This window comes from Sphingomonas sp. UV9, assembly GCF_004101245.1.
Classification (GTDB): domain Bacteria; phylum Pseudomonadota; class Alphaproteobacteria; order Sphingomonadales; family Sphingomonadaceae; genus Sphingomonas.
The window spans coordinates 111,256-133,921 of sequence record NZ_SCIN01000002.1 but is presented as its reverse complement, the minus strand read 5'-3'; the positions used below and the strand labels follow the sequence as shown (position 1 = coordinate 133,921).

At 65.1% G+C, this 22,666-nt stretch carries 20 protein-coding genes; 8 read left to right on the top strand and 12 right to left on the bottom strand.

The genetic code is table 11. The features are described 5' to 3' along the window. Nucleotides 1-324: 324 nt before the first annotated feature. Together EQZ23_RS06915 and EQZ23_RS06910 are read right to left on the bottom strand one after the other, a co-directional pair. On the bottom strand, nt 325-2,166 hold the full coding sequence (locus tag EQZ23_RS06915) for a hypothetical protein (protein WP_128453749.1): 1,842 nt from the start codon (nt 2,164-2,166) through the stop codon (nt 325-327). Between the two features lie 340 nt (nt 2,167-2,506). Continuing rightward, nucleotides 2,507-2,785 carry a metalloregulator ArsR/SmtB family transcription factor gene (locus EQZ23_RS06910; protein ID WP_128453748.1) on the bottom strand — a complete coding sequence of 93 codons (279 nt, stop codon included), beginning with the start codon at nt 2,783-2,785 and terminating at the stop codon, nt 2,507-2,509. A 629-nt stretch (nt 2,786-3,414) separates the two neighbouring features. Between EQZ23_RS06910 and EQZ23_RS06905 the strand changes: the two genes are divergently transcribed. The 7 genes from EQZ23_RS06905 (at nt 3,415) to EQZ23_RS06875 (ending at nt 9,132) form a co-directional block, all read left to right on the top strand. Continuing rightward, nucleotides 3,415-4,179, top strand: a complete 765-nt coding sequence (locus tag EQZ23_RS06905; protein WP_240663392.1) for a hypothetical protein — start codon at nt 3,415-3,417, stop codon at nt 4,177-4,179. A 64-nt stretch (nt 4,180-4,243) separates the two neighbouring features. Beyond that, nucleotides 4,244-5,125, top strand: a complete 882-nt coding sequence (locus tag EQZ23_RS06900) for a 3'-5' exonuclease (protein ID WP_128453747.1) — start codon at nt 4,244-4,246, stop codon at nt 5,123-5,125. A gap of 249 nt (nt 5,126-5,374) precedes the next feature. Then, the gene (locus EQZ23_RS06895) at nt 5,375-6,181 is read left to right on the top strand and encodes a hypothetical protein (RefSeq protein WP_128453746.1); all 807 of its coding nucleotides are present in this window, start codon (nt 5,375-5,377) and stop codon (nt 6,179-6,181) included. A gap of 2 nt (nt 6,182-6,183) precedes the next feature. After that, the gene (locus EQZ23_RS06890) at nt 6,184-6,957 is read left to right on the top strand and encodes a hypothetical protein (RefSeq protein ID WP_128453745.1); all 774 of its coding nucleotides are present in this window, start codon (nt 6,184-6,186) and stop codon (nt 6,955-6,957) included. Further along, complete coding sequence (locus EQZ23_RS06885) at nt 6,957-7,649, top strand: hypothetical protein (RefSeq protein ID WP_128453744.1); 693 nt, start codon at nt 6,957-6,959, stop codon at nt 7,647-7,649. Before EQZ23_RS06890 ends, EQZ23_RS06885 begins: the two co-directional genes overlap by 1 nt. Nucleotides 7,650-7,675: 26 nt before the next feature. Then, nucleotides 7,676-8,416, top strand: a complete 741-nt coding sequence (locus EQZ23_RS06880; protein ID WP_128453743.1) for a hypothetical protein — start codon at nt 7,676-7,678, stop codon at nt 8,414-8,416. Next, entirely contained in the window at nt 8,413-9,132 is a 720-nt protein-coding gene (locus tag EQZ23_RS06875; RefSeq protein WP_128453742.1) for a hypothetical protein, read from the top strand. Before EQZ23_RS06880 ends, EQZ23_RS06875 begins: the two co-directional genes overlap by 4 nt. Here EQZ23_RS06875 and EQZ23_RS06870 read toward each other — a convergent pair. The 3 genes from EQZ23_RS06870 to EQZ23_RS06860 form a co-directional block, all read right to left on the bottom strand. Beyond that, complete coding sequence (locus tag EQZ23_RS06870; RefSeq protein ID WP_128453741.1) at nt 9,129-9,782, bottom strand: hypothetical protein; 654 nt, start codon at nt 9,780-9,782, stop codon at nt 9,129-9,131. The two genes, EQZ23_RS06875 and EQZ23_RS06870, sit on opposite strands and share 4 nt — an antisense overlap. A 78-nt stretch (nt 9,783-9,860) precedes the next feature. Further along, nucleotides 9,861-10,463, bottom strand: a complete 603-nt coding sequence (locus EQZ23_RS06865; protein WP_128453740.1) for a hypothetical protein — start codon at nt 10,461-10,463, stop codon at nt 9,861-9,863. A 192-nt stretch (nt 10,464-10,655) separates the two neighbouring features. After that, nucleotides 10,656-10,997, bottom strand: a complete 342-nt coding sequence (locus tag EQZ23_RS06860) for a hypothetical protein (RefSeq protein ID WP_128453739.1) — start codon at nt 10,995-10,997, stop codon at nt 10,656-10,658. Between EQZ23_RS06860 and EQZ23_RS06855 the strand changes: the two genes are divergently transcribed. After that, nucleotides 10,996-11,466, top strand: a complete 471-nt coding sequence (locus EQZ23_RS06855; RefSeq protein WP_164913402.1) for a hypothetical protein — start codon at nt 10,996-10,998, stop codon at nt 11,464-11,466. The two genes, EQZ23_RS06860 and EQZ23_RS06855, sit on opposite strands and share 2 nt — an antisense overlap. 24 nt (nt 11,467-11,490) lie before the next feature. Here the strand turns inward: EQZ23_RS06855 and EQZ23_RS06850 are convergent, their stop codons facing one another. From EQZ23_RS06850 to EQZ23_RS06820, 7 genes are all read right to left on the bottom strand, one after another. Next, nucleotides 11,491-12,102 (bottom strand): hypothetical protein, encoded by a 612-nt coding sequence (locus EQZ23_RS06850; RefSeq protein WP_128453737.1) that lies wholly within the window; start codon nt 12,100-12,102, stop codon nt 11,491-11,493. Then, entirely contained in the window at nt 12,099-14,501 is a 2,403-nt protein-coding gene (locus EQZ23_RS06845) for a hypothetical protein (RefSeq protein ID WP_128453736.1), read from the bottom strand. Before EQZ23_RS06845 ends, EQZ23_RS06850 begins: the two co-directional genes overlap by 4 nt. Before the next feature lies 1 nt (nt 14,502). Further along, nucleotides 14,503-15,801, bottom strand: coding sequence for a hypothetical protein (locus tag EQZ23_RS06840; protein ID WP_128453735.1), 1,299 nt, complete (start codon nt 15,799-15,801; stop codon nt 14,503-14,505). A 594-nt stretch (nt 15,802-16,395) separates the two neighbouring features. Then, nucleotides 16,396-17,556, bottom strand: coding sequence for a hypothetical protein (locus EQZ23_RS06835; protein WP_128453734.1), 1,161 nt, complete (start codon nt 17,554-17,556; stop codon nt 16,396-16,398). 197 nt (nt 17,557-17,753) lie between these two features. Continuing rightward, nucleotides 17,754-18,734 (bottom strand): hypothetical protein, encoded by a 981-nt coding sequence (locus tag EQZ23_RS06830; protein ID WP_128453733.1) that lies wholly within the window; start codon nt 18,732-18,734, stop codon nt 17,754-17,756. Between the two features lie 173 nt (nt 18,735-18,907). After that, the gene (locus EQZ23_RS06825; protein WP_128453732.1) at nt 18,908-21,538 is read right to left on the bottom strand and encodes an AAA family ATPase; all 2,631 of its coding nucleotides are present in this window, start codon (nt 21,536-21,538) and stop codon (nt 18,908-18,910) included. Then, nucleotides 21,535-22,653: a metallophosphoesterase gene (locus EQZ23_RS06820; RefSeq protein ID WP_128453731.1), complete on the bottom strand. Its 1,119-nt coding sequence runs from the start codon at nt 22,651-22,653 to the stop codon at nt 21,535-21,537. Before EQZ23_RS06820 ends, EQZ23_RS06825 begins: the two co-directional genes overlap by 4 nt. Nucleotides 22,654-22,666 lie beyond the last annotated feature (13 nt).

Here is a 22,666-nt window from a genome sequence, read left to right as displayed (position 1 = left end):
AACTTGCAGGCAGCCTGTGTCTACTCTCGTCCTCCACGCTCGTCCTTTTAGGACGGAGTGGCCTGAAGAGGGGGAGCATAAGGGCAATGTGCGCCGCTGCATCCCCGATCCATCCATCATCGTCCTGTGACGCGATCCAGGCCCGGCTCATCGATAAGGACATGTCCTGCCTAAGCTATCGCCGCGCAACCGTGGGACGACGTGCGAATGGACAGGCACCCTGTAGAAGGGAAGACGTTCCGGCTGCCCTCGATGGGTTCGGCTCGCGGTCGCTAGCGCAGCCGAACGTCGGAAACCGCGAGCAGTCGCCGTCTGCGACACCGATCAGCGACGATTGTGCTTCTTCCGTTCACGGCCGACCCATTTGGCGAGCTCGATACGCGCTCTGCGAAGGCCAGCCGCGTCTCTGCAGATCGCCCAGGGAGACATTCCGAGCGCGACGTCGTGATACGTCATGAACGATTTCGCCGTGGCCTGATCCAGTCCCTTCTCGGCATCGGCCAAGAGTTGCTGCCGATAGCCGGTCGCTAGTGTGTCCGCGGCAGCCGCCGCCGCGAGCGCGAAGTGATGAAGGTCGAGGACGCGGAGCGCCTCGGTCAGGCCGGCTGCGCCGTCGCGTGCCAGTTGGGTCGGCGTGCTGCCCGCCGCGCCCGGCGTGGTCGCCCAGGCTGGTCCATCCGTCCCCAGCAACGCGGTGGCAGAACGGGTGATGGACGCCTCGCGTTCTTCTGCCTCGCGCTCCTTCTGTTGCGCTACGCGGTGTCCTGCTCGACCGAGCTCGCCTTGAAGGGGCAGACCCAGCGTCTGGCGGACCCAGGTTCCGCCTTCGACCATGCCGCGGATCGCAGACAGAGCGGTCTCGAACGGTTCCCAGGTCGACTGGTCGCTTTCGATCAGCTCTTCGAGAGTAAGATCGAAGCCTGGAACGGGTGCCGTCCACCATGATGCGAGAGAGAACTCTCCGTGCTCCTCGACTGGAATGGCGTCCACGATAACGTCGATCGAGGCTTTAGACGAACGGCGGCGACGGTCCTTGATCTGCCATGCAGCATTGGCCTTCTCGACCGCTGCGATCCGGGCCTCCGGAAGCATGAACATGCCGCGCCGGCCGGATCGCAGCATGTCGTGATCGCAGAGATGATCGAGGAAGGACTGAACGGCGTTCTTCGGTAGGTCGAGGCTGCGCAGTTCCAGGGGCAGCGCGGCCCGGACGTCGAGCGCCAGGCCTTCCGGCATGTCCGGCGCGATGCAGTCGTCGATGCTTCTCAGGACGCTCGACACGTCGAACTCCGGCAGTTCGAACTCGTCGACGGGAACCTCGATCATCCGCTCGATGATCGCGGCCTGCCAGTGCTCGTTGACGACGGTGAAACCCATGGCGTTCTGGTCCTCGACCAGAAGACCGAGCAGTCCCCGCCTGGCGATCGCGTCGTGGTCGCCGCTTGCGGCATCACCTTTTTGAATGCCTTCGACAAGCTGGACGATCAGATCGGCCTCATCCTCGCGTCTGCGCTGTGCCTGCGCCTCGCGCAGCTTGTCTGCAGCCTCCGCCCGGGCCTTCGCCTCGATCGCCTTCTTCGCCGCGCCTGCCGCCCGTTCCGCGATCGTGGTCGCGAGACGAGCCTGGGCCTCGTCCGCCTTTCGGTTGAAGAGCCACTCGCGCGGCGCGCCCTTCATGAGCGCCTGTTCGATTTCGTGTCTGTCGCTGCTTTTGCGCCATCGGGAAAGGTCGATCTCAAGGGTCGCGAGCCCTCTGTCACGCAGCTTGGCGATCTTTTCCGGACCGCAGGCATGCGTCACCATCACCTCTATTAGCACCTGCCTACCGTCCTTCGTCGTGAGGATCACGTCCGGGACGATGTCACCGAGACCCTTCTCGAGTTCGGCATGTTCGAATTGGAATACGCGCTCCCCGTAGGTCTGGAGAACTTCCTTGCCGACGGACGCGCGGACCGCGGGGAGCAGGATCCGCTTCTCTCGGTTCAAGACGTCCTTCGCCCAGATGTGCGCATTGGTTTCAGCGTTGTTCCCGCAACCACTCGCGTTCCCGTGATGGCTGAAATGTGCAGCGGTCCTCCTGCCTTTCTTCGCGATCAGGGTGCGACCGCACGCCGGACACTTGCAGGCGCAGGCGAGGCCGCTTGCCACCGCCCCGATGTGCGCCAAGGTCCCATCCGCCCGTTCGCCGTACACCAGCTCCGCGCCGAACGCGGCGAACGCGGAGTGGTCCGCGTAGCCCAGAGGGTTTGGTCCGGGGGGACCGGCGGGATCCGCTTCCGACCTCGGACGAGGTTCGGCGCAACCCGACGGTTTCTGCCGCCGGTCAGGGGGCGTGGACTCCAATGGTTCCATTTGCCGCTATCCCGGCCTCCGAAGGCATGGGAACCGCCCGCGATCGATCCTGCGACCGGTCAAGGGCGCGCCACGACCACCCGAACGGTTTCGTTCATCTTGAAGGATGGTTCGTCCTCCGCTCCGATCCCGGTCCAGTCATACACCATCGTGCTCAACTGTTTCGCGTGAATTTGGAGACCAGCAGATCGGAAAGTTCGGCCACCGGGGCGGTGACGGCGCTGTAGATCACCGTCTTGCCGATCTTCTCGGACGCGACGAGCCCTGCGCGCGAGAGGATCGCCAGGTGCGCACTCATTGCGCTTGGCGCGGACTTCGTCGTGGCGGCGAGGTCCCCGGATGCTACGCCTGCGGGCAATGCTTCGACCAGCCTGGTGTAGACGTCGAAGCGCGTCGCCTGGGAGAGCGCGGACATCACCTGCATGGCCTTCATATTTTCCACTCCTTCACTGATAAGCGAACTGGCTCCCCCTTCAAGAGGGTTCACGCAGACGTCCTTACCGAAGTGGTAACACTACATAGTTTCGCGAATCATCGCAATTAGGTTCCTTCCCATGCATCATGATCTCTGCTGCCTGCACCTTCACACCCCCGGTGGGGACGAGGCGGTCGATGGGGACGATATGCCGATCGGAGCCTTAGAACGAGGGAGGTTGTCTCCTCCCGTCCACACCATAGAAGACTGGCGGGTATGCGCCGTACCGTAGCAGATCGAATGGACGGGAGGGTTCTCAGGTCAGGTCTGTTGGGATCGCCCGTCCCGGCTGCGACGGTACACTGTCGCAAGGCGGACCGAGCGGTATGAGCGGGACAGCTTCGTTCCCCCCATCTGTCCCTCCGATCCAATACCGACTTCGCCCGGTTCGAAATCACGTCGGCCGTCCGCCCGAAATCCCACGCCGCCGGACTGCTTACACGCATTGGCGGCAGAACGAGCGACACGAATACGCTACAACGCTTCGCGAAGTGTTGTAATGACGATCGATGTGGTCTATATGACTGTTGCCGGCGCAAATCCGCCTGTGACGGCAAGAGGGAACGTGGCGGTAGTGGAGCACTGTTATGAACGTGATCGTTGCCCAGACCGTACCGTCGACAAAGCTCGGCGCCACGCAGTTCGAGGAGGGGCGGACCGCCGCCCTGCTCGATCCGCTCGACGCGGACTCCCCTGACGATCAGATCGTCGTGACAACCCGTCGCGCGATCTGTCGCGTGGCGCTGGTGGCATCGGAGACCGCTGGCCGGTTCGAGCGGGAGTCCGTGAAGCATGATCCCATGTCGTGGATGCTGGCGCCGAGACAGGTGTTCGACGGCGCCACCGCGATCGACGCGTGCCTCAGTCGCGATGCCTGCCTGCGCGGCATCCTGGTACACGGTCTCGGTCTCGGCTTGGACGTGGAGCGCGCGGCGATCGACGCGCTGATGGCGGAGGATGACGACGACTTCGACGAGCGCGAGGCTGAATATCTGTACGGCGATCGACCGCGAGGCATCGGCAACCCGGCCCGTGGCCGCGCCAGTCGCGCGACCAGGTTGCGTCTGTACACGGCGACGATCTGCGACACGCGGGACAACACCATGTTCCAGGCGTTCCACGCATCGGTCGCGCGCAGTGCGGTCGAGGTGCGTAAGCGGCTATCGCGCAGCCTCGGTGCCGAGTTGGCGGAAGTGGCGGAGATCCGTCTCGGACTCCACGAGGCTTCGCCGCTCGTGATCGCACTGGTGCCGGCGGCGGTCATCGAGGTGATCCGCCAGATGCAGCGCGACTGCGCATCGCCGGGCGCCAAGACCTTCGAGGTCAACATCCACCAGAGCATCCAGGCCTGACGCCACTCTCGAGCAGGTCCGCCGCCGGAAACACTGGCCGACTGGACCGCTGAAGGAACATCAGATGAGCAATCAGCTTGCAGTCGACCGCGACGCCGCGGTCGAAGACGGAGTCGTGCGCGTACTGCATCCGCTACGGATGCGGGAGGGTTCGACTGGCGAGGGCGACGGCCCGGGCTCTTACGTGGGCGTCGCCATCGACGTCGAGACGACGGGCCTCGACGCGAACACGGGCAAGATCATCGAACTGGCGCTTCGGCGTTTCCGGTACGACCGCAACGGTGTCATCACGGACATCGACGAGGCGCACGAGTGGCACGAGGATCCGGGCGAGCCGCTCACGCCCGAGATCCAGGCACTCACCGGGATCACCGGCGCCGTTCTCGAGGGGCGCGAGATCGACGAGGAGGCGGCGACCCGACTGCTCCGCTCAGCCAGCTTCGTCGTGGCGCACAACAGCCTTTTTGATCGCCGCTGGGTGGAAAACCGCCTGCCCGGCGCTCGCGGCCTGAACTGGTGCTGCTCGATGTCCCAGGTCGATTGGAAGGCCAGGAGCTTCGACGGCAAGGTCCTCGGATACCTGCTTGTCCAGGCCGGCTACTATCACTGCGGTCACCGCGCGTCCGCCGACGTCGATGCGATGATCCAGATCCTTCGCCATCGTGATTCCGACGATCGCACCGCGCTCGCCGAGATGATCGAACGCGGTGCGCAGCCGGGCTGGATCGTCCGAGCCAAAGGGGCCGACTTCGGCGTCAAGGATCTGCTCAAGGGGCGCGGCTACCGCTGGTCCTCCGACGACAAGGTGTGGTGGCGCGAGATCGAGGACGCCCGCCTCGTGGAGGAGCAGTTCTGGCTCGCAGGCCACGTCTACTCGATGGACGCCAATCCGAAGGCGATATGCCCGGATCTCGAACGGGTGACCGCACGCACGCGCTTCCTGTGACGGTATCCGCAACGGCTCCGCGTCGTCGCGTCGCCGACACCGACACACCGAACATCAACTGACGGAAAGGAGGACGGACATGCGGAGGAAGACGATCGAGACGACGGGCGGGACATTATGACGCCGCGCCTCGGCGACGCTGGGGCGCGGCGATCATGACGGATCCGATGGCGAGGTGGCGGCTGGAACGACGCCGCCCCTCCCCATCGGACGAGGAAATCGAATCCCCAGCCCCGAAGGAGAGCGTCCATGGCCCGAAAACCAACCTACACCACGCCACAGGAGATCACCGTCGAAACGGCGAGCGGGCGCGTAGCCGTCGTCCCGAGCGCCGGTCAGATCGCCAGGATGGCCAGACCGGACATCCGCGTCTACCGCGATCGGGGAACGACCCTCGTGGTCGACCAGCCGTACATGACGCGTGATCGCGTCATTCAGGCCGACGAGATCTACTTCGTAGAGGGTGCCAAGCCGAAAGGCGAAGGGCCGTGGCTCGCCGAAGCTGACAAGGTCGCGTGGCGCGACGAGGCGTCGGGTTACGAGTGCATAATGATGCGCGCGACCGAAGGCGGATATCTTGACGGATATGTTGGCGTGCCGCCGTCGCATCCGCTCCATGGCTTCGATGCGAAGGCCGTGCCACCAGACATCGGCATCGAGGTGCATGGCGGCCTGACCTACGCGCGGATCTGCCAAGACGGCCCCTCCCCCGAACGACGCATCGAGGTCGAGGCGCACCGCATCTGCCACGTGGCCCGGGTCGCGCGGCACGAGCCGACGGTCCACGCGACGGGGTACCGCGTCGAGGAACCTCACGCCTGGTGGTTCGGGTTCGAGTGTAACCATGCGTACGACGTCGTTCCGGGACGCAATGCCCGTACCGGCCGGTTCCTCGCCCACGAAGTTGGCGGCGAGTACCGGGACGACGGATATGTCTGCAACGAGATCCTGAATCTTGCGGCCCAGCTCCGTGCGATCGAGGACGGGGTGTCGATCCCGGGACGTCAGGGGCCGCCGCTGCCGCCGATCGGTCTCGACCCTGACCGGGCGAGCTGATCATGCCGTGGCGCACGAATCGCGGCGCGTCCGCTCCCTGGGGCTGGTGGCTACGCGCGAACGGTCGCGTTCTCGAGGACGAGGATGGCCGCCAGTGGCGTAGCGTCCGCGATGCCTTCTGGCAGGGCGCGATGCGCTTTCCCGAGATCCACTTCTTCCAGGAGCAGCACGAGCTGCTGCTCCGTGTGCTGACGGCTGTCGACCAGCGCTGGTCTAGCGGCACGGAAAACAGGCTCGATCTGTTCGCCGGAGACATGGAGTTCTGGCGTTTCTACATGTGCTGGCTGTCCTCCATCGGAATGACCAAAGATGGGACCGGCGCAACGCCGTTGGAGGCGCCGCTGTCCGATCTTGGTCGCTCCGTCATGCTGATGTTGCAGGCGACCAGCGAGCCGGGCTGGATCGACATGCCACTGCGGTCGATCATCGAAGCGATCAGACATCCGGAGCTCCGGGCATCGGACGACGCCCGGCAGGTGTCGCTCGCGGCTTTGGAACGCGGTGTGGCCCATCGCCGCCATGTGTTCGCGCGAGAGCAGGTGCAGCAGCTGCATCTCGTCACGTTGACCGGTCTCGGGCTCGGCGCACGCATGCCCACGCGCCGGGTCACGTGGTCGCAGTCGTTCGCAGACGATCACGACCGCGACGACTTCTTCGGCTGGCTGGCCGAGCACGTCGATCGTTGGGACGACTGGGGTGCGCTCGCCTACTCGAGGGGGGCGCCCGCCCTTACCCAGCACTTCCTCGCCCTCATGACTGCCAAGGCGGTGCGGTGATGGCGCCGGTCGATGCCGTGGCGATTGACGGCCGCATCGCCGAGTTCATCGAAAGGGTTGAGGCGGAGCGAACCCACCTTTTCCTTCAGCATCTGCACGCCACTGTCCGACGTGCGTCTCCGCTTCTGCTGGGCCTGGCGGCCATGGAAGGCATATCCATCGCCGCGGCTGTTTCGCAGGCCCGTCCGCCCGAGAGCTGGCCCCGCACGCCGCTCTACGACTTCCCCCCGAACCGTCTGCGGGTATCGCAACTTCGCCCGATCCGTAGGGGCTCGACCAACCTTCACGAGGAACGGCGCTTCCGCCGCGCATTCTGCGATCCCGGCGTGATCATCCGCCCGGTCGACGATCCCCTTGGGGGTTTCGCAGTTCGTCCGTTCTCCGGGATGTTGGCTTTCACCGCGGCGATCGGCCCCTGTCTGCTCAGTGCGTTCGGGACGACCGCGACGCTGACGCTGCGCGAACCGCTTCCGGAGACGCTGGCGATCGCCATGCCCGGGCGCCCCCTTCGCAAGCTCATCGACCACCCCCTGTTTACCGAATATCCGTGCCGGGTGTTGCGTGTCGACTCCGACGCGCAGGCCGGATCCTCGATCCTGTCGTTCCGGGTTCCACTCGTCAGGTTCGAACTGCCCCGGTTCGAAGGTGGGCTCGGAGCGCCGGCCGCGTCCCGCTCCGTCGACAACTTCTAGACCCCCGCTACTGAAGGAGAGAGACTATGGTTCGCAAACCCAACTGCGCCGCACCGAAAATCGTCGTCGGCATGACCGGGACCAAGCACGTGCCCGCCGTACCGCGCATCCACGACGGCGCTTCTATCGCCGGCCGGGAAGTCAGCGTCTACGGAAACGACAAGTCGTCCCTAATGTCGGACCGGCCATGCTCGCTTAGTGATCGCAGCTCCCATGCCGGCGACTACGACCACTCCGTCGAATGCGTTGGATCGCCGGGCGATGGGCCTTGGCGTGAGGGAGTGGGCGACGCCGGCTCCCGCGACAGGACGTCGGAGTACGAAAGCATCGTGACGCTTGCCGCTGACGGTGGGTCTCCCGGCCAACGTGTCAGCATCTCGAGTACTCCGTCGCCCGACGACTCCGGGAAGATGGCGGCGGCGACCGACATCAAGCTCGTTGTCGACCGGCTCATGTCCCACGTCGACGATGCCGGGCTGCTTGGTGGCGAGGTCGAGGGCCTTCTGGGGCTGAATATCGGCCAATGGCTCATCTACCGCACCGGCCGGCCGGCCGGAAGCATGACGCCGGCGCAGCACGATCGTGCGCGCCTGACGGTCGAGATGCTCGACCTCCTGTCCGACCGGCACCGCACCTGGCCCGCGGTCGTCGCGTGGCTTATCCGCCCCTCCTCGACCCTCGACGATCTGACTCCGCTTGAATGGGCGAGCGAAAGCGCGGAGCATCTGCATGCGGTCGTGCGCGCGCTGCGGGAGTTCGCGCTGTGACGGACGGGTCCGCGATTCGCGTACTCGTTCTGGACCTCGAGTCCCGGCTGTCCCGAGAGGCGCTCGCGCTTCTGCCGGACAACAGGGGCGGCGCGTCGATCGAACGTGCCCTGCTGCAGGAGATCGCCTCGGTATCGCTGCTCGGCTTCTCGCTAGGTGACGGTGGGATCTCCGACGCTTCACTGGTCGGTCTGACCACCGATGACGAACGCTCGATCCTGTCGCTGATCGAAGCGGCCCTCACCGACCTTGGCGAGTGCGGCCTGCTCGTGACGCACAATGGCGTGTCGCATGACCTGCCGCTGTGCCTTCGGCGCTGCATGGCGCGGTGGATGCACGACTGCCCTGAAATCCAGCGCTGGCAGGACATTGGCCGCGAACGCCACGTCGACACGATGCTGCGGACGGCCAGGCGCGGTTCGCCGATCGGTCCATCGCTCACCGACCTCAGCGCCTCTCTCGGCATCGTCGCCGGGCTGCAGCCTGGCGGGCGTGGGCGTCGGATCGACCCGCTCGAGGTGAAGGGCTCGTTCGACGTCGTACGCACCGCCCTCGCGTTCCTGCACCTGGAGGCGCTGCGCCGGCGCGATTCGCAATGGCTTGCCCTGTGCTGGCGTGACTTGGCGGCATTCCTGCTATCCCCCAGCGGTGGCGGCAATCATCTGCGACCGATCGCCCGGCAGGGACTCGAGATAGCCCGGGCCGCCGGGATCTAGCGCCCTTGCCCGGTCAGCACCTCGTCGAGCCACCAGGCGTCCTGTTCCATGGCGGCGATCGCTCGATCGTCCATTCCATGCGACAGCCGCGCGCGCATGCGGTCGCCGGCGTCGCCTTCGGCGAGGATCACGTCGAGCGTGCGCAGGTCCGTGTCTTCGTGCCCGTCGACTACCAGAAGGAAGCCGTGGTCGGTGCGTCGGGACGCGTCGATGAACTCGTTGACGAAGGCCGGTCCGACGGCGCGTGCGTTTGCGACGCCGAGCCGCTCCATGACGTCCCTGATCCTGGCCGCTCGTTGCTCGAGCAGCGGCTCGACGTAGTATTCCTTACCCGCGTCGGCTCGCAATCGGACGTCCGGGAGGCTGGGCGCGCAGGGAATGGAGGTACCGGCGACGAGGACTCGCCATGTACCGTCCCCGACCGGCGACAGTTCTGGCAGCCGGGCCAGGCGGCCTTCGGGCAATGCCAGATAGACACCTTCGGGCGGCATCTCCGGGCCCACGGCGACGATGCTGATGCCGTTGCCGGGACCTCCGCGCCAGCGACCGGGATGGCGGCGGCATGGCGGCGCGAACGACTTCCCGTAAGTCGCGCGCGCAACGAGCTCGGCGGTTGCCGCCGGGTCGGCGGCGCTTATGATGATCTCCACTGGTCTTCTCCGCGGGCACGCGGGGGAACCCTTTTCCCCTCGCTTCGCGCCTTCGCGACGGGCCGACGTGGTCCGGCCCTACTTCTTCAATCCAGCGGCAAGCGCGTCGAACGCCGCTCCGATCTCGTCGTCGCGGTAGCGGTTCGCGACCTTCAGCCCGTCGACCACCTTGATGACGAGCCAGACGGGATTCATGATCAACCGGGGCGCACTGCGCGGGTCGGCCGCCATCAGCGCGGCCGTCAGATCCGCCCCCGAGGTCAACGCCATCGAGAGCGGCCCCTCGTCGGTCGCCAGGCCGCGTGCGGTGAAGCCGAACACTGTCTGGGCCGGACCGTCAGGCCGCCCGGCTGCTCGCACCATGCTCCAGGCACCGTCGAGCACCGCCGAGATCGCCGCCCAGTTCGCGTCGACGGTGGCCGCCGCCCGGCCGGCGGGCACTTCGAGGTCGATGAGCGCGAGCGCGAACGCGAGCTTGAGCACGGCGGGCAGCGCGTGGACGGTGCGTCGACCGCGGCCGCTGCGTTGCTCCAGCGCGAAGCCGATCTTCTGGAGATACTTGAGCCGGAAGGCGACCGGCGACCCTTCCGCCTTCCCTATCCCGAAGATATGGGAAAACAGCGCGTTCGCGTCGTCATGGTCCAGGCCGATCGGCTTGGTCAGATGGGGTTCCAGGCTCACGGCATCGGGCTACCACGCGATCAGTCAGTTGTGAATCCCGCAGCGCCCGCCGCACTCGCGGCTTGGACGGACCGTGTTCCATGCGGGATCGGGAAGATGCCCTGCCATTTCAGGAAGATGCTCTGCCTGGAACGTTCTGTTGGTCCATTGCGGTGGCACGGGACGGTCGATCCCCAGACGCGCGGAGTTCGCCTAGTCCATCATGTCGATCAGCTCGAGCAGTCGTGCCAAGCGTGCCCCGTCGCCGCCGCCGATCGCGGCCGACGCGACGATCGCATCGGACCCGGACGCGGCTGTGCGTGGTCCGCCGTGCGCGATGGAGAGCGGGTGGATGAGATCGAGGAAGAGCGCGCCAGCCTCGTTATCGTCGATAACCGGATGGCGTGTCCCGGGCTCGAGCATCCAGAACTGTTCCCGCAGCCAGGGCGACGGGGGGCCCGCCGGTTCCGCGGCGAGCGCCGCGACGAAGTTTCTCAGCGCCTCGCATTGCCAAGCGACGACCCTCGCCCGGCGCTCGTTAGTCCCGTCAATCATGGAGTACCCCACCATGCCCAAGTCTAAGCCACTAAGCTATCGCCTCCACTGGATTGAGCAAGCCGGCGAGGCGCGCATCATCCGGTGGATGGAGCCGCCAGGCGGCGTCGTCGCTGCGCGCGATGCCGCGCTTGGGGTGCTGGTTCGCTCCATGGACGGCGCGGTGCGGGTCGAGATGCTCGATGCGGCGCATCGGTCGTGCGGCCACGTCTTCACCGGCCGCAGGGGCATCGAGGATTGGAGCTCGTCAACCCCGTTGCCACGCAAGGTGCAGACTGCCTGGTCACGCAGGATCGAAGAACGGCGGCGGCGGCTCGTGGCCTCCAATGAATTCAAAGATCGGCTGCGGTCCGCAGTGGCGGACGGCGTGCTCGACCTGGACGGCGCGGCTCGTGTGGCGTCCGCGCTGGACGTTGCCGTTGCCTCGGGCGCTGCAAGTAGGACGCCATGGGCGGGCAAAGGTGAATGATGCCTACCCTTTCGTTCGTTGTCTCTACGAGGGTAGAATGATGCCCTTGGCGGACGCCTCGGCCTCCGCATACTGCCTGAGACGCGCAAGGAGGGAATCCTCATCGGGTACAGGCACCTGCGCCTGTACCGCCGCCTCGTAGCGGCGCTTGTAGTCGTCCCGTTCGGCGGTTGTCTGCGCGAGTTTCTCCATCAGCCACATGCGGGGACGTTTGTACCAGCCCTTCGGAATGTGGCCCCTCGGTCTCGCCCGGGACAGGACGCGCGCCTCGCTGGTCGTGAAGGCTGCGAGCACGCACGCGCACATGTCGTTCTGCAGCACCGTCTTCTCCGACACCGGGACCACCGCGAGCATGGTCCTGCCCTGTGCGTGAAAGTGCTTTTCGAGTTCATTGCGGTCGGCGGCGAGCAGTCTGGTTGCCGCAGCGATCGACCGCGACGTGACCGGCAGGCCGAAGTGGAGGAGTGTCCGCGTCGCGACGACGACAATGCGGAACGATCGCCAGGCGTCATGGCGCTGGCTGCGGGTGCTCCCAGCCGACCTGTCCTTCAGCGGCGGCCTTTCCCCGAACCGCGACACGTCAAGCCCACGTCGTTGCTTCGGTTCGGGCGCCTCTGCCGTCGTCTTTCTTCTCACTTGCGCGTCCTATCCGATCCGAGCTGTGCCATCCCATCGCGCGTTCGCAGCCAACGGTCGGTCGTCCCGGGTCCGCCTGAGCCTTTGCCCCTCGTCGTGTACCGCTTGAGAACGTGCGAGCGGGTGCCAATCGCGTTCCCGATATCCTCGAGCTTGTGCCCCTCGTCGGCTCGTTTCGTCGCGCCACCGTGGCGGGGGTCGTGCGGCTGGACTTGGCGTCCGAACGCGAAGGAGATGCAGTAGCGGATGTGGGAGACGCCCATGAGGCGGCCATTGAACTGCGAGACGTAGCGGTCGTCGCCGCATTCCTTAGGCATGAAATAGTAGATCGGAACCCGTGCTATCCGCACGCGCTTGGGATGGGCGGTGTCGCCGCCTTCGACGTGGACCGTGATCGCGACGGCATCGACGAATGCGGTGATCGTCGCCGCGTCGACGGGAAACTCTCTGATCTTGCGGCTTCTGGGGAGTATCCGCACTTCGTGCGGCAGCTTGGGTATACCGATCATCGCTGATCGCCCGCCGACCGTGGTCCAACCCCGCGACTGGTCGTCGATCGCCTGTCTGGCGGTGGAGATGCGCATATGACCGACTGCCATCAGCCGGTAGTTGAAATTGGCGATAGCCATTCCGCGATAGAGCGACGTCACCGGCAGTACGACCTCGTTTCTAAGCGCCAGCGACCAGATCATGAGTTTGCGCATTTCGCCCGAGTCCCCGACGATGACGTTGTTGGGAGCCAGCCGCGGGCCGGGCAAGCCGGTCGCCACCATGTAGTCGCGCCTCTCCTGCAACATCTGGTCCGGCAGGAACCGCGGGCGGAGGGTGCATCCGTATACGTAGGGTTCGAGGAACGCGAGTTGTTGGTGCTCCTCTATGGCCACCATGAGTTTGGTCCTATCGACGATGACCACTCTCTGCTCAAGGAAAGACCCGTCGCCGTAGCGCGTCTTGCCCTTCAGCGCAGCCTGCAGGAAATTCTTGACCTCACCCTCTTTTTTCTGGACCGCGACAGCATTGAGTAGTTCGATCTGGCGCCGGACGTTCATGGTATTCAAATCGAGGCAGAAGGTGTCGCCGGTGTCGCCAAATCCGGCATCGCGTTGTTTAAGCTCCACCGAGAACGGCTCGTCTGCATGATCTGCTTTCTTGTGTGCGCTCTCAGCCGTCTCCCAGATCTCCTTCGCGTCCGCGGTGACAGCGGCGATCTCGACGAGCATGCCATCGAAGTTGTCGGCGATGACGTCGGCGCGCTCGCGCCGGCGCTTCAGCCCGGACGCATCGAGGCTAGTCCGCAACTTGAGCAACGCTTTGAAAAACGTTCGGTCCCTCGGTACGTCCGGCCGGTTGGCCCGCAGCCATTCCTTCAGCTCGGGCGAAGTGGACGGCTCTGCAATCCATTCGCCGATCCGGCGCTCTGCGGCCATTAGCTCGGAGATGTCGCGAACCCTGCACGAGGGGCTCACCTTGGGCAGGATGCGGCCGTCGAGATAAGCCCTGACGCGGCGGCGAACCTCCCTGATGTCACCCTTCTGGACCCGCTCGAGCACGATTGACAACCTGTGCATTGCGAGCGGGATACGGCTGTAGAAGGCGAGCTCGGCGTTCGCCATCGCGTCCGCCATGACTGCTATTGCCAGCGACCTGTGATTTGCGTCGATGGCAAGAAGTCGCCCCGCGAGCTGCGCCGTGGGAGCCTCGAACTCGTCGCCAGACAGCGGGTCGACGAAGGTGTCCCTCAATGTGGGGACCGTGGTATCAAGTGCACGTCGCAGCGCTGCGCGGACGTCGCCTTGGACGGCATCGACCTTCGCTCCCCGGACGAGGCCGGTGCGAATTTCGTCCATCAGCGCGCTAACCCGGTAGGGCTCGTCTGGGTCGCACCTGATCAAGGCGGTGATCTCGCCGTCCGCCGTATCACCGTCGAACTCGGGCTGGGCGGCCAAACTTTCGATCCAGTGCATCGGCACCGGCTTGCTGGCATGCCCGGCGCTCTTCCGGGCATCGTTGTACCAGCGCCGCAGCGCTACCGTCGGCAAGGCCGGCTTTAGCGCGTCGAGACGTGACATCACATCGTCCATTGTCTCGTCGGCGTTGGAAAGCCGGACCGTCCACGCAAGGCGGTCCCTGCCCGGGTCAAGCCGAACGTATCCGCTGATGAAGCCGAAGAGAATGGCGGCGTAGACTGCCTGCGCGGGCCGACCGGACCGTCCGGCGAACCCTCGCGCACTTTCCTCGAACACCGCGCGATCGGGAAGCGGGTTCCACTCCGGTGGGGGTTGTCGGAGCGTATCCGTCCAATTGGACGCGTCGTACGCACGATCGAGAAGCGCGTGCGGAATGTCCGGCAGGCCGTCCGGCGCCCTGGGGGGAACGACCCCTTTTGCCTTGCCCGACATCTCAGCGACCCGCGAACGCCGCGGAGAGTTCCGGCGCGATGTCGAACGAAGCGGTCGGTGCGCCGCTCTGCGGGCGGGCGTCCTGCCACGCCATTGTCGTGGCTGCCTCCCTGGCCGCGAAGTGACGTGCGCCGTATATTTTCAGCATGTCCTGTCCGGAGCGCCACCCCATGTACGTTGCGAGGTCGTCGCGCAGCTGCTCCTTCAGGTATTCCGGCAGTTCCAGGGCCTCGATCTCGTCGAGCGCAGTGACCACGACGTCGTGCCGACCGAGGTGCATCCATGCGTAGCGGTCACCGCATTTGATCTTGGCCTTGCGGACAACACGCCTGAACTCGTCGGTGCCCGTGCCGATCGTCAACCGGCGGCCGTAGGTGTTGAGGAAGATTGGCGCATTCAGGGCTTCTTCGTTGCCCGCCCAGCATTCACGCTCGTAGTCCTTCAGGCCCCAGCCGTTCGGGTCCATCTCTTTGCGTATCCCGTCCATGTAGTCGCCGTAGAAGGACGGTGTGAAATCTGCGGTGAGGGCGGCCAGTTTTACGAGTTCCTTCGCACCCGTCGGCTTGTCGGGCAGCAGCCAGACCCGTCCAAAGCACTCTTCGCCGGCCTTGATGGCGCCTTCGTAGAGGCTGCGCATGGAGGCCTCGAAAGCCTCCCGTCCCCGACTGATGAGACTCTGTTTCGCCTTCCAAGCGAAGTGCACGCTGCGCTTGTCCGAATACCTCTTGAACGCCTTGTCTATCTTCTCCGCCAGATGGGGGTCGCCGGAGACGTTGATCTCATAGGCCGGCATTGAAACCGAATAGAGCCGTCCGGTATCGGATACGATACGCCCGCTGGCATTTTTTACGGCTGAACTACGCTGCGGCACGTAACCCTCGCGCACGAACGGGTTGTGGCACCGCGCGTTGGCCGGCACTCCGTCGATCAACATGCGACCGATCGCGATGAGCCGATCGACCTGTCGGGCTTTAGCTCGGTCGTCATCGAAGGAGATGGTCGATCCCATCCCGATCACGGCCTTCCGCGCGAGCTTTCCCTTGATCGACTTGATCTTCTCCCTGATCAGCCGGGTCCCGAGTTCGAGGTCGGTCATGACGATCGGGTTCGTGCTGAATGGCATGGGATCGAAGAACAGGTTGAGACAGCCCTCTATCGCCGGCAGAGTCTGTTCGACAGTACTGTCCTCGTACGGCTCGAGCACGATTGCGGCAGCGGTCGTCAAAGCCTCGTGATAGCGCTGGTTCAACGTGACGATCGGCTTACGATCATACCGATGCTTGTGATGGACCTCGTACATAAGAATTCCGAAATTTGATATGAGCGCATCATGTATGAGGTTGAGGCTTTCATGGCAAGAGCCCGTCGGACCGGGATTGTGTAAATTCGAGATTTCCATCTCGACGAAGCATGCGGGGTTGCGTACCCACTGGAGGCTCGCAGCTTACTAAGCGGAATTGATCTAGAGACGCTTCCGCATTTTAGTTTATGATTGTGCGGAAGCGCATTTAGCTGGCTGGCCCGGCTTGAGAGGCCCGCTCATGGCGGGGTCGCAACCCCGTCACTGTTGCTTTTCGAGACCCGTTTCAGGCCCCGAAATTATGGGCCGGGACCATCCAGATAGCTCTTCGCCCCGGGGCCCGCGGCCGCCTCCAGCTGATTTTACAACCGAGGGTCTACCCGCCGCGACATATTCTAAAACCCGCCGACAAGACGCGATGCCCATTCGTATGGCCTTCGTGAGGCTGATAGTTCGGGCACGCAGGATAGACCGCGACTTGTCCGCCGTCGAACGAGCGGCGACGGTCCGAACGAGCCAGCGCAGATCCACCACCAATCCACACCGGCCAGTCGGCACCGCTGGCGTCGTGGCATTCACCCTTATGCTGAAACCTCAAGCGGCGTCGCGCTCGTCACGCCAGATCCGCCCGGTGTCTGCGTCGAACAGCATCTTTTCGGACAGGTCGAAGACGATGTGATCGATGTGCCTGTTCTCGACCCCGACGATCGGACGCGCTGCGAACGTCGGGTGCGAGACGAGATCGCCGAGCGACTTGCCGACGAGATCCACGTGACTCTTGGTGCTCTCTTCACCTTGGAACCAGAGATACTCGCCGTTCCAGTAGGCCCCATCCAGCGCGATGGAAGCAGTGACGCGACCCCGCGAGCTGATCAGTGAAAATGACGTTTCGCGGCCAAGGTGCTGAACTTTGAGGTTCACGCACTGGGTCTTCCAGACCTGCTCCAGAACCTTGGCAGCATCCAGACCGTGCACCGCCAGCAGGTCGAGCGTGATCGCATCCACTTCCAGATCGGCTCCCTTGGCCTCCATATCGGCGATCAGGTCCTGGAACTCACGCTGCTCCTCGACGAACGGCGCGAGTTCGTCCTCGACGTGACCAGGCTCTTCGACGGTGAAACTGGATGTCGTGGTTCGCAGGAAGAACGACGTATGACGGATCGATACGCACGCCAGGACGTGAAGAGCCGCCTCCTTCCACGAGCGATCCGTCAAGTGGTGCGCATATGTCTCCTTGAGACCGACGTCGTCCAACGAAATGTCGAGGCCATCGGCACGCACCTTCGCGACTGCCGCGTTCGCGGAGCGCCGGATGTCCCGGACGTACTTTTCGAGCGTTTTCTCGGCCGTTTTCAGATTGGCCAACGCCGTGGCGAACTCTCGCGCATGCCAGACCCGGTCTTCGGCAGTACGGGTGTGAAAGAAGCCTTCCATCGGCTTCAACGGCAGATTGAGTTCGGTGCCGACCGGTACGCGAAGAAGGAAGGGACAGCCCTCCGTGTCCTCATCGATCCAGGACCGTTCGATCGCTATGTCCGGCCTTCCAATCGCGGCAAGCTCCTCGCGGACGAGAGCGACGAACTGCCGGTTCGTGAAGCCATTCAGGATCCCGCCGTTCGACTCCTTCGCCTCTTCACCGCCATTGGCGGCATGTTCCGCCGTATGCGTCGCTTCGCGCGATCCGCTGTCGGCGGCCTGTCCATGCGCGTCGTTCGCTTTGCCTGCTGCGGCTGCGATGTCGTTCTGGAAATCCATTCAATTTTCCTATCCTGAGGTCGTTCCGAACTTCCCGCGAAGCCAAAATCATTTCGGTGACGAAGCGCCTGTGGTGTCCGCGTGGCGGACTGCCGGGAGAAGAAGCGGCATAGTCTCGTGACGCTAAATATCTGGTTTCAGCATGGTGGCCGAAGCCGGCGCCTGAGCGCGAGAATACCGTCCACGCGATGGACGCGTCATTTCAACAGCCGCTCAGCGAGCTCCAGGTCGACGTGCAGCGTACCGTCCGTAAGCTCTGCACGGACGACGACCGCGTCGCCCGGAATGAGCGGGTGCTCGATCAGGTCGCCGAAGCGACGCCCATGCCAGGCGACGAGCAGCGTCTCCGGCAGCACGCACTCGCTCAGGACGAATTCGGAACGGTCGAAGGTCCATCCCGCTGTCCACTCGCCGACGAGACATCTGATCACACCTTCGTCCCAGACGAGCTCGCCAACATAGTCATCGTCGTCGTCGCCACCGAAGTGGAAATCGATGGCCGGCCGATCGTTGAGGCGAGCGACAAGATCGGATCGCGACATCGACGAAGCGTCAACCAGGTTCAAAGCAACGTCATCTATCCAGCCGATCGCCCCGCAGACGTCCGCGAGCATGCGCAGTCGCTTGCGCTCCGCGTGATCGGCGACCAGATCCGCCAACTCGGACCCGAACACGCCAATGTCGTCGACGCGATGGCGATGAATGCCCATCCTCAGATGTTCGCCGAGCGTCTCGATATCGGCCAGCATCTGGTAGCCGGGAGAGACGTCGGACACTTTCAATCCGATCGCGATTAGGCGGGCGGGATGAAGCCCGTCGGCGACCGGCGCGATCGCGTCGTCGATCAGTCGCCGTAGAGATCGCGACCATTCTTCCCGCTGAGTGAGGTCGCGGAACGCAGCCGCGGCTTCCAGCAGACGTTCCACCCAGATGCTGACTGGTTCACGCGTGTTGTATTGCAACGGCATGTCGAACCTGAATTCGCACTTGTCGGCTTCGGAGAGTGGGACCGCACGGATATGCACGAAATTGCCGCGATCGGAGCCGTGCCTTGCGGGCGCCAGCGAGAAGTCGCCAAGCAGATCCAGACCTTTCCAGATGTCGTTGGCACACGACAATATGGCGCCTATCTCGGACTTGAGTTCCGGATCGATGTCCTGCTGCTCGAAGCGGACCATGTACGTCCTGGCTGGCGTCGGTTCATTCCTCGATGACATGCCACGTACCTCGCTACGTATTGCATTTGAATTGATCGGCTCCGTTTTCTGGATCAGCCGGAGTTATCGCCATGCAATTTTGGAAGCGCCGAACCCTGCTTGTCCGTATTGGACGCGAAGGCGTGTGACTTCGCTCACGGCAGGGTGATCCGATTGGCGTCGACGTGGCGGAACGCCTTCGAGCGGCAGGTCAGCAGAATGACCTGCATGCGCTTCGATGCCTCCTGCAGTATGTCGGTCATCGTCTCCAAGCGCGCATCGTCCGAATACACGAGCGGATCGTCGAGGATCAGCGAGATCGGCGCCCCGTCGTCCAGCAGCATGTCCGCGAACGCCAGGCGCGTCAGGATGGCGAGCTGTTCCTGCGTGCCCTTGCTGAGGTCGCCACACGTCTCCTCGATGCCCGCCCGGGTCACGCCCGCCAGTCCAAGCCCGTCGTCGAACGACAGTTGGCAACCGGGCAGCAATTGCCCGATGTATCCCGCCGCCCGCCTGGTCACGGGGCCGAGGAACGTCTTGGACGCGTCGTTCGCGGCCTGCGTGAGAGTGGAACGCAGCAGCTCCAGCTTGTCCGCCTCGCCCCGCAGCCGTTCGCATCTCGCGGTCGCGGCCTTTTCCTGCTCCCGGGTCTCGGCGACGCGACCGGCCGGCCCGGAGGTCCCCTCGCGTGCCACGGACGACTCCAGCGATGCGATCTTCGCCGTCAGATCGAGCTGTTCCTGTCCGGCCCGAGCGGTCGAGCGGTCGATGTTCTCGATGCGTCGCGCGATCGCTTCGAGGTTGAACGCCTGCGACCCCTCGCGGGCCTTCTCCCATCCCTCCAGCTTCGTGGCGCGTTCGCGCTGCGCTTCGGCGAGCGCGGCGTCCAACGTCGCCCGGTCTCCGATCTCGCGGGCGACCCGGACATCCTCGGAAGCCGCCTCGGAATCTCGTATCGCCGACGCGAGCTCGGCGGCCGCGGTCGCCATCGCGGTCTCGGCCTTGGACAGCGCCGAGCGCGCCTCCTCGTGCCGTCCCATCGCGGTCGCCTCCGCGAGTTTGGCCTCCGCCGATCCCCTCTCGAGTCCCGAGACGTCGTCCACCGGTGCGCTTCCGCCGCCGACTCCGTCGCCGAGTTCGGCAACGAAGGCGCGCAGCGCATCGGCTCCCGGACCGAGGCCTATGGTCTGGTCACCCGGACAGGCCGCAGCGATCTGGGCCCGAAGAGCCTTCAGCTCGCGCGTCGCGGCGGCGGCCCGCTCGTTCCGGGCGACGCCTGCGGGGTGCGAATCCACCCCGAGCGTTTGGCGGGCTGCGGCGACTTCGTCACGGGCTGCTGCCAGTTCGACGTCGATAGACCGCCCCGATCCCTGCGGCGGCGTCACCGTCATGGTTCCGGCTCCGACGATCTCGAAGCGGGTGACGGTCAGAACGTCGGCGCTCGAGATATCGCTCGGCTTGCCGTCGATCCTGAGATCCACACCGTCGGCCAGATCGATCTCGACCTTGACCGTCCCGGCATCGAACCGGGCCCGCGCCTCGATCGCGGCCCGTTCCAGAGCCGCCAGTTTCCCGAGCTCGCCTTTGTCGACCGCCCCCTCGGACTCGACGGCGAGATCGCGCTCGCGCTCTTCCAGACCGGTGAGGGCGTTGCGCGCATCGATCGCACGCCGCGCCGCCGCGGCGGTCGAGAACTCGCGGACGCGCTCGTTGGCGCCGGTGACCGCGTCGTCCGCGATCCGTCGTGCGGCGCGGGCGTCGTCGAGCGTCGACCTGCGGGACTTCTCGTCGTCGCTCGCCTTGTCCAAGGCCGACTGCGCCTCGTCTTTCGCGATCTGTTTGAGGTCCAAGGCTATACCGGCCTCGCCCACGCGACGCTCGACCAGGTCGAGGCGCTCGATCCTCGCCGCCGCCGTCTTCGCGACCTCGTCAGCCCGCCCGTGCTCCGCCTCCGCGGCCGTGGATCGCAGGGCGGCCGTTTCCGCGACCTTCTGGTCCGCCACGAGTTTGCGTCGCTCCTCGACCGTTTCCGGATCGACGAGATCGCGCTGAACGATCTTCAGCCGCGCCCTGGCGGTATCGAGTTCGGTCAGAGACTGCTCGTACTCGCGAAAGACGGTCTCCGCCTGTCGGCGCGCTTCGGCGGTCGACGTCACCAGGGCTTCGGCCGCCGCCAGTTCTCCCTTCGACTTACCGTTCCCCGCCGTGCGCAATGCCAGGTACGCCGTATCGACGCTGGCGCGAATGGCGTCGAACCGCCGTCCTCCCGTAACCGCGCCCACCTCGGCTTCCAGCACGCCGCGCACCGTGTCGCGCACCAGGCGGTTCGGGCTTTCGACCGAGAACGCGCTGGCCTGCTCGACCCAGAGCATGCCGAGCGGGCCTCGCGTCTCGTGGTCGCTGCTCCGATTGTTTCCACGCTCGAAGCCGAGGAGCTCCTGCAGGGCGTCCTCGGCCGCCTCGCTGTCGCGGCGGCCGCCCGCTCCGGTGAGCCGCACGCTCGGCGACCGGATGAACTGCTTTTCGAGCGTCCAGGCCTGCCCCTTCACTTCGAAGCCGACGGCGACGCGTGGGGCGACGTCGTCCCCCTTCGGCAGGAAGGATCGGGTCAGGTCGTTCTTCGTCGAATAGCGGATGAAGAACACCGCGCGCAGTGCCTCGAGAAGCGTGGACTTGCCCATCTCGTTGGGCTCGACGACGATGTTCAGACCATCGGTGAAGCCCTCGATCCGCAGCGGATCGCGAAACTTGCGGAAGTTGGCCAGTTCGAGCGACCGGATGATCATCCCGCAGCCTCCGCGTCGTACCGCATCGCCTCGACGTAGAGCCTCTCAAGCGCGGCGGAGGCGACATGGGAGTTCGCCCCACCACCGTCAGCCAATTCCTGGAGCATCGTGGACGCTGCGGCTAGCGCCCCCTGCACGTCTATCCGGGCGACGTCCTCGACGGTGGGTTTCGCGATGAAGCCCTCCGCATCGAGGTCGAGGTGTCGGAGTTCGTGCGCGACGTGGCTTTCGACGATCGACATGATATCGACGCGCTGGGCCAGACTGGCGACGCCGCCAAGCCTGAGCGAAAGGAGCACGTCCGAGAGGCGCTCCTCGTCGCGGAGCGCTCCCAGTTCACGCTCCAGATCCTCTACCGTCGCCAGTTCCCAGCGTCGTGAAAGCCAGCGAAAGCGGCCGGTCTCGACGCGTTCGAACACGGGCGCGTCTCCAGCACGTGCGTCCACGGCGACGCAGGCGCCGGGCTCGTCCCGTCCGAACCGGTCGGTCTCGGGGGTACCGCTGTACGCGGTGCGATTCCCGACCGCGAGGAAGCCGTGCCAATCGCCAAGGGCCAGATAGTCGAGACCGGCCGAGCGCGCCCGATCCGGCGGTATGATGTTGGAGCTCTCGCCGGTCGCGCCGAACTCGGTGATCGAGCCGTGCGCCAGGCCGATACGGAGCGACCCGGGCGGAGTCGCCATGTCAACCATGGCGGCGGTGGGGTCGAGGACCGTCTTCCGGTGTTCGAGCGGTGCCGGCAGCAGCCAGGCACCCTCCTCCATCTCCACCGGCTCGGGCGTGTCGACGATGCGGACGTTGGCGGGCGCCAAGCGTCGGACCCTGCTCCACAGACCGCCGGCGCGTGAATGGTCGTGGTTACCCGGCATGAGCCACCACGTAACGGCGGCACGCTCCATGCGGGACACGGCCTGCCCGACGATCCGGTCGCCCGGATCCACGTTGTCGAACACGTCGCCGGCGACGACGACATGATTGGACCCGGTGCCCGCGGCGACGCCCGCGATCCGATCTATCGCATCGAGCCGGGCTTCGGTCAGGGCGCTCCGAACGTCCGACGGAAAGCGGGCGAAGGGCTTACCGAGTTGCCAATCGGCCGTGTGGATCATCTTCATGGTTCACCAATCC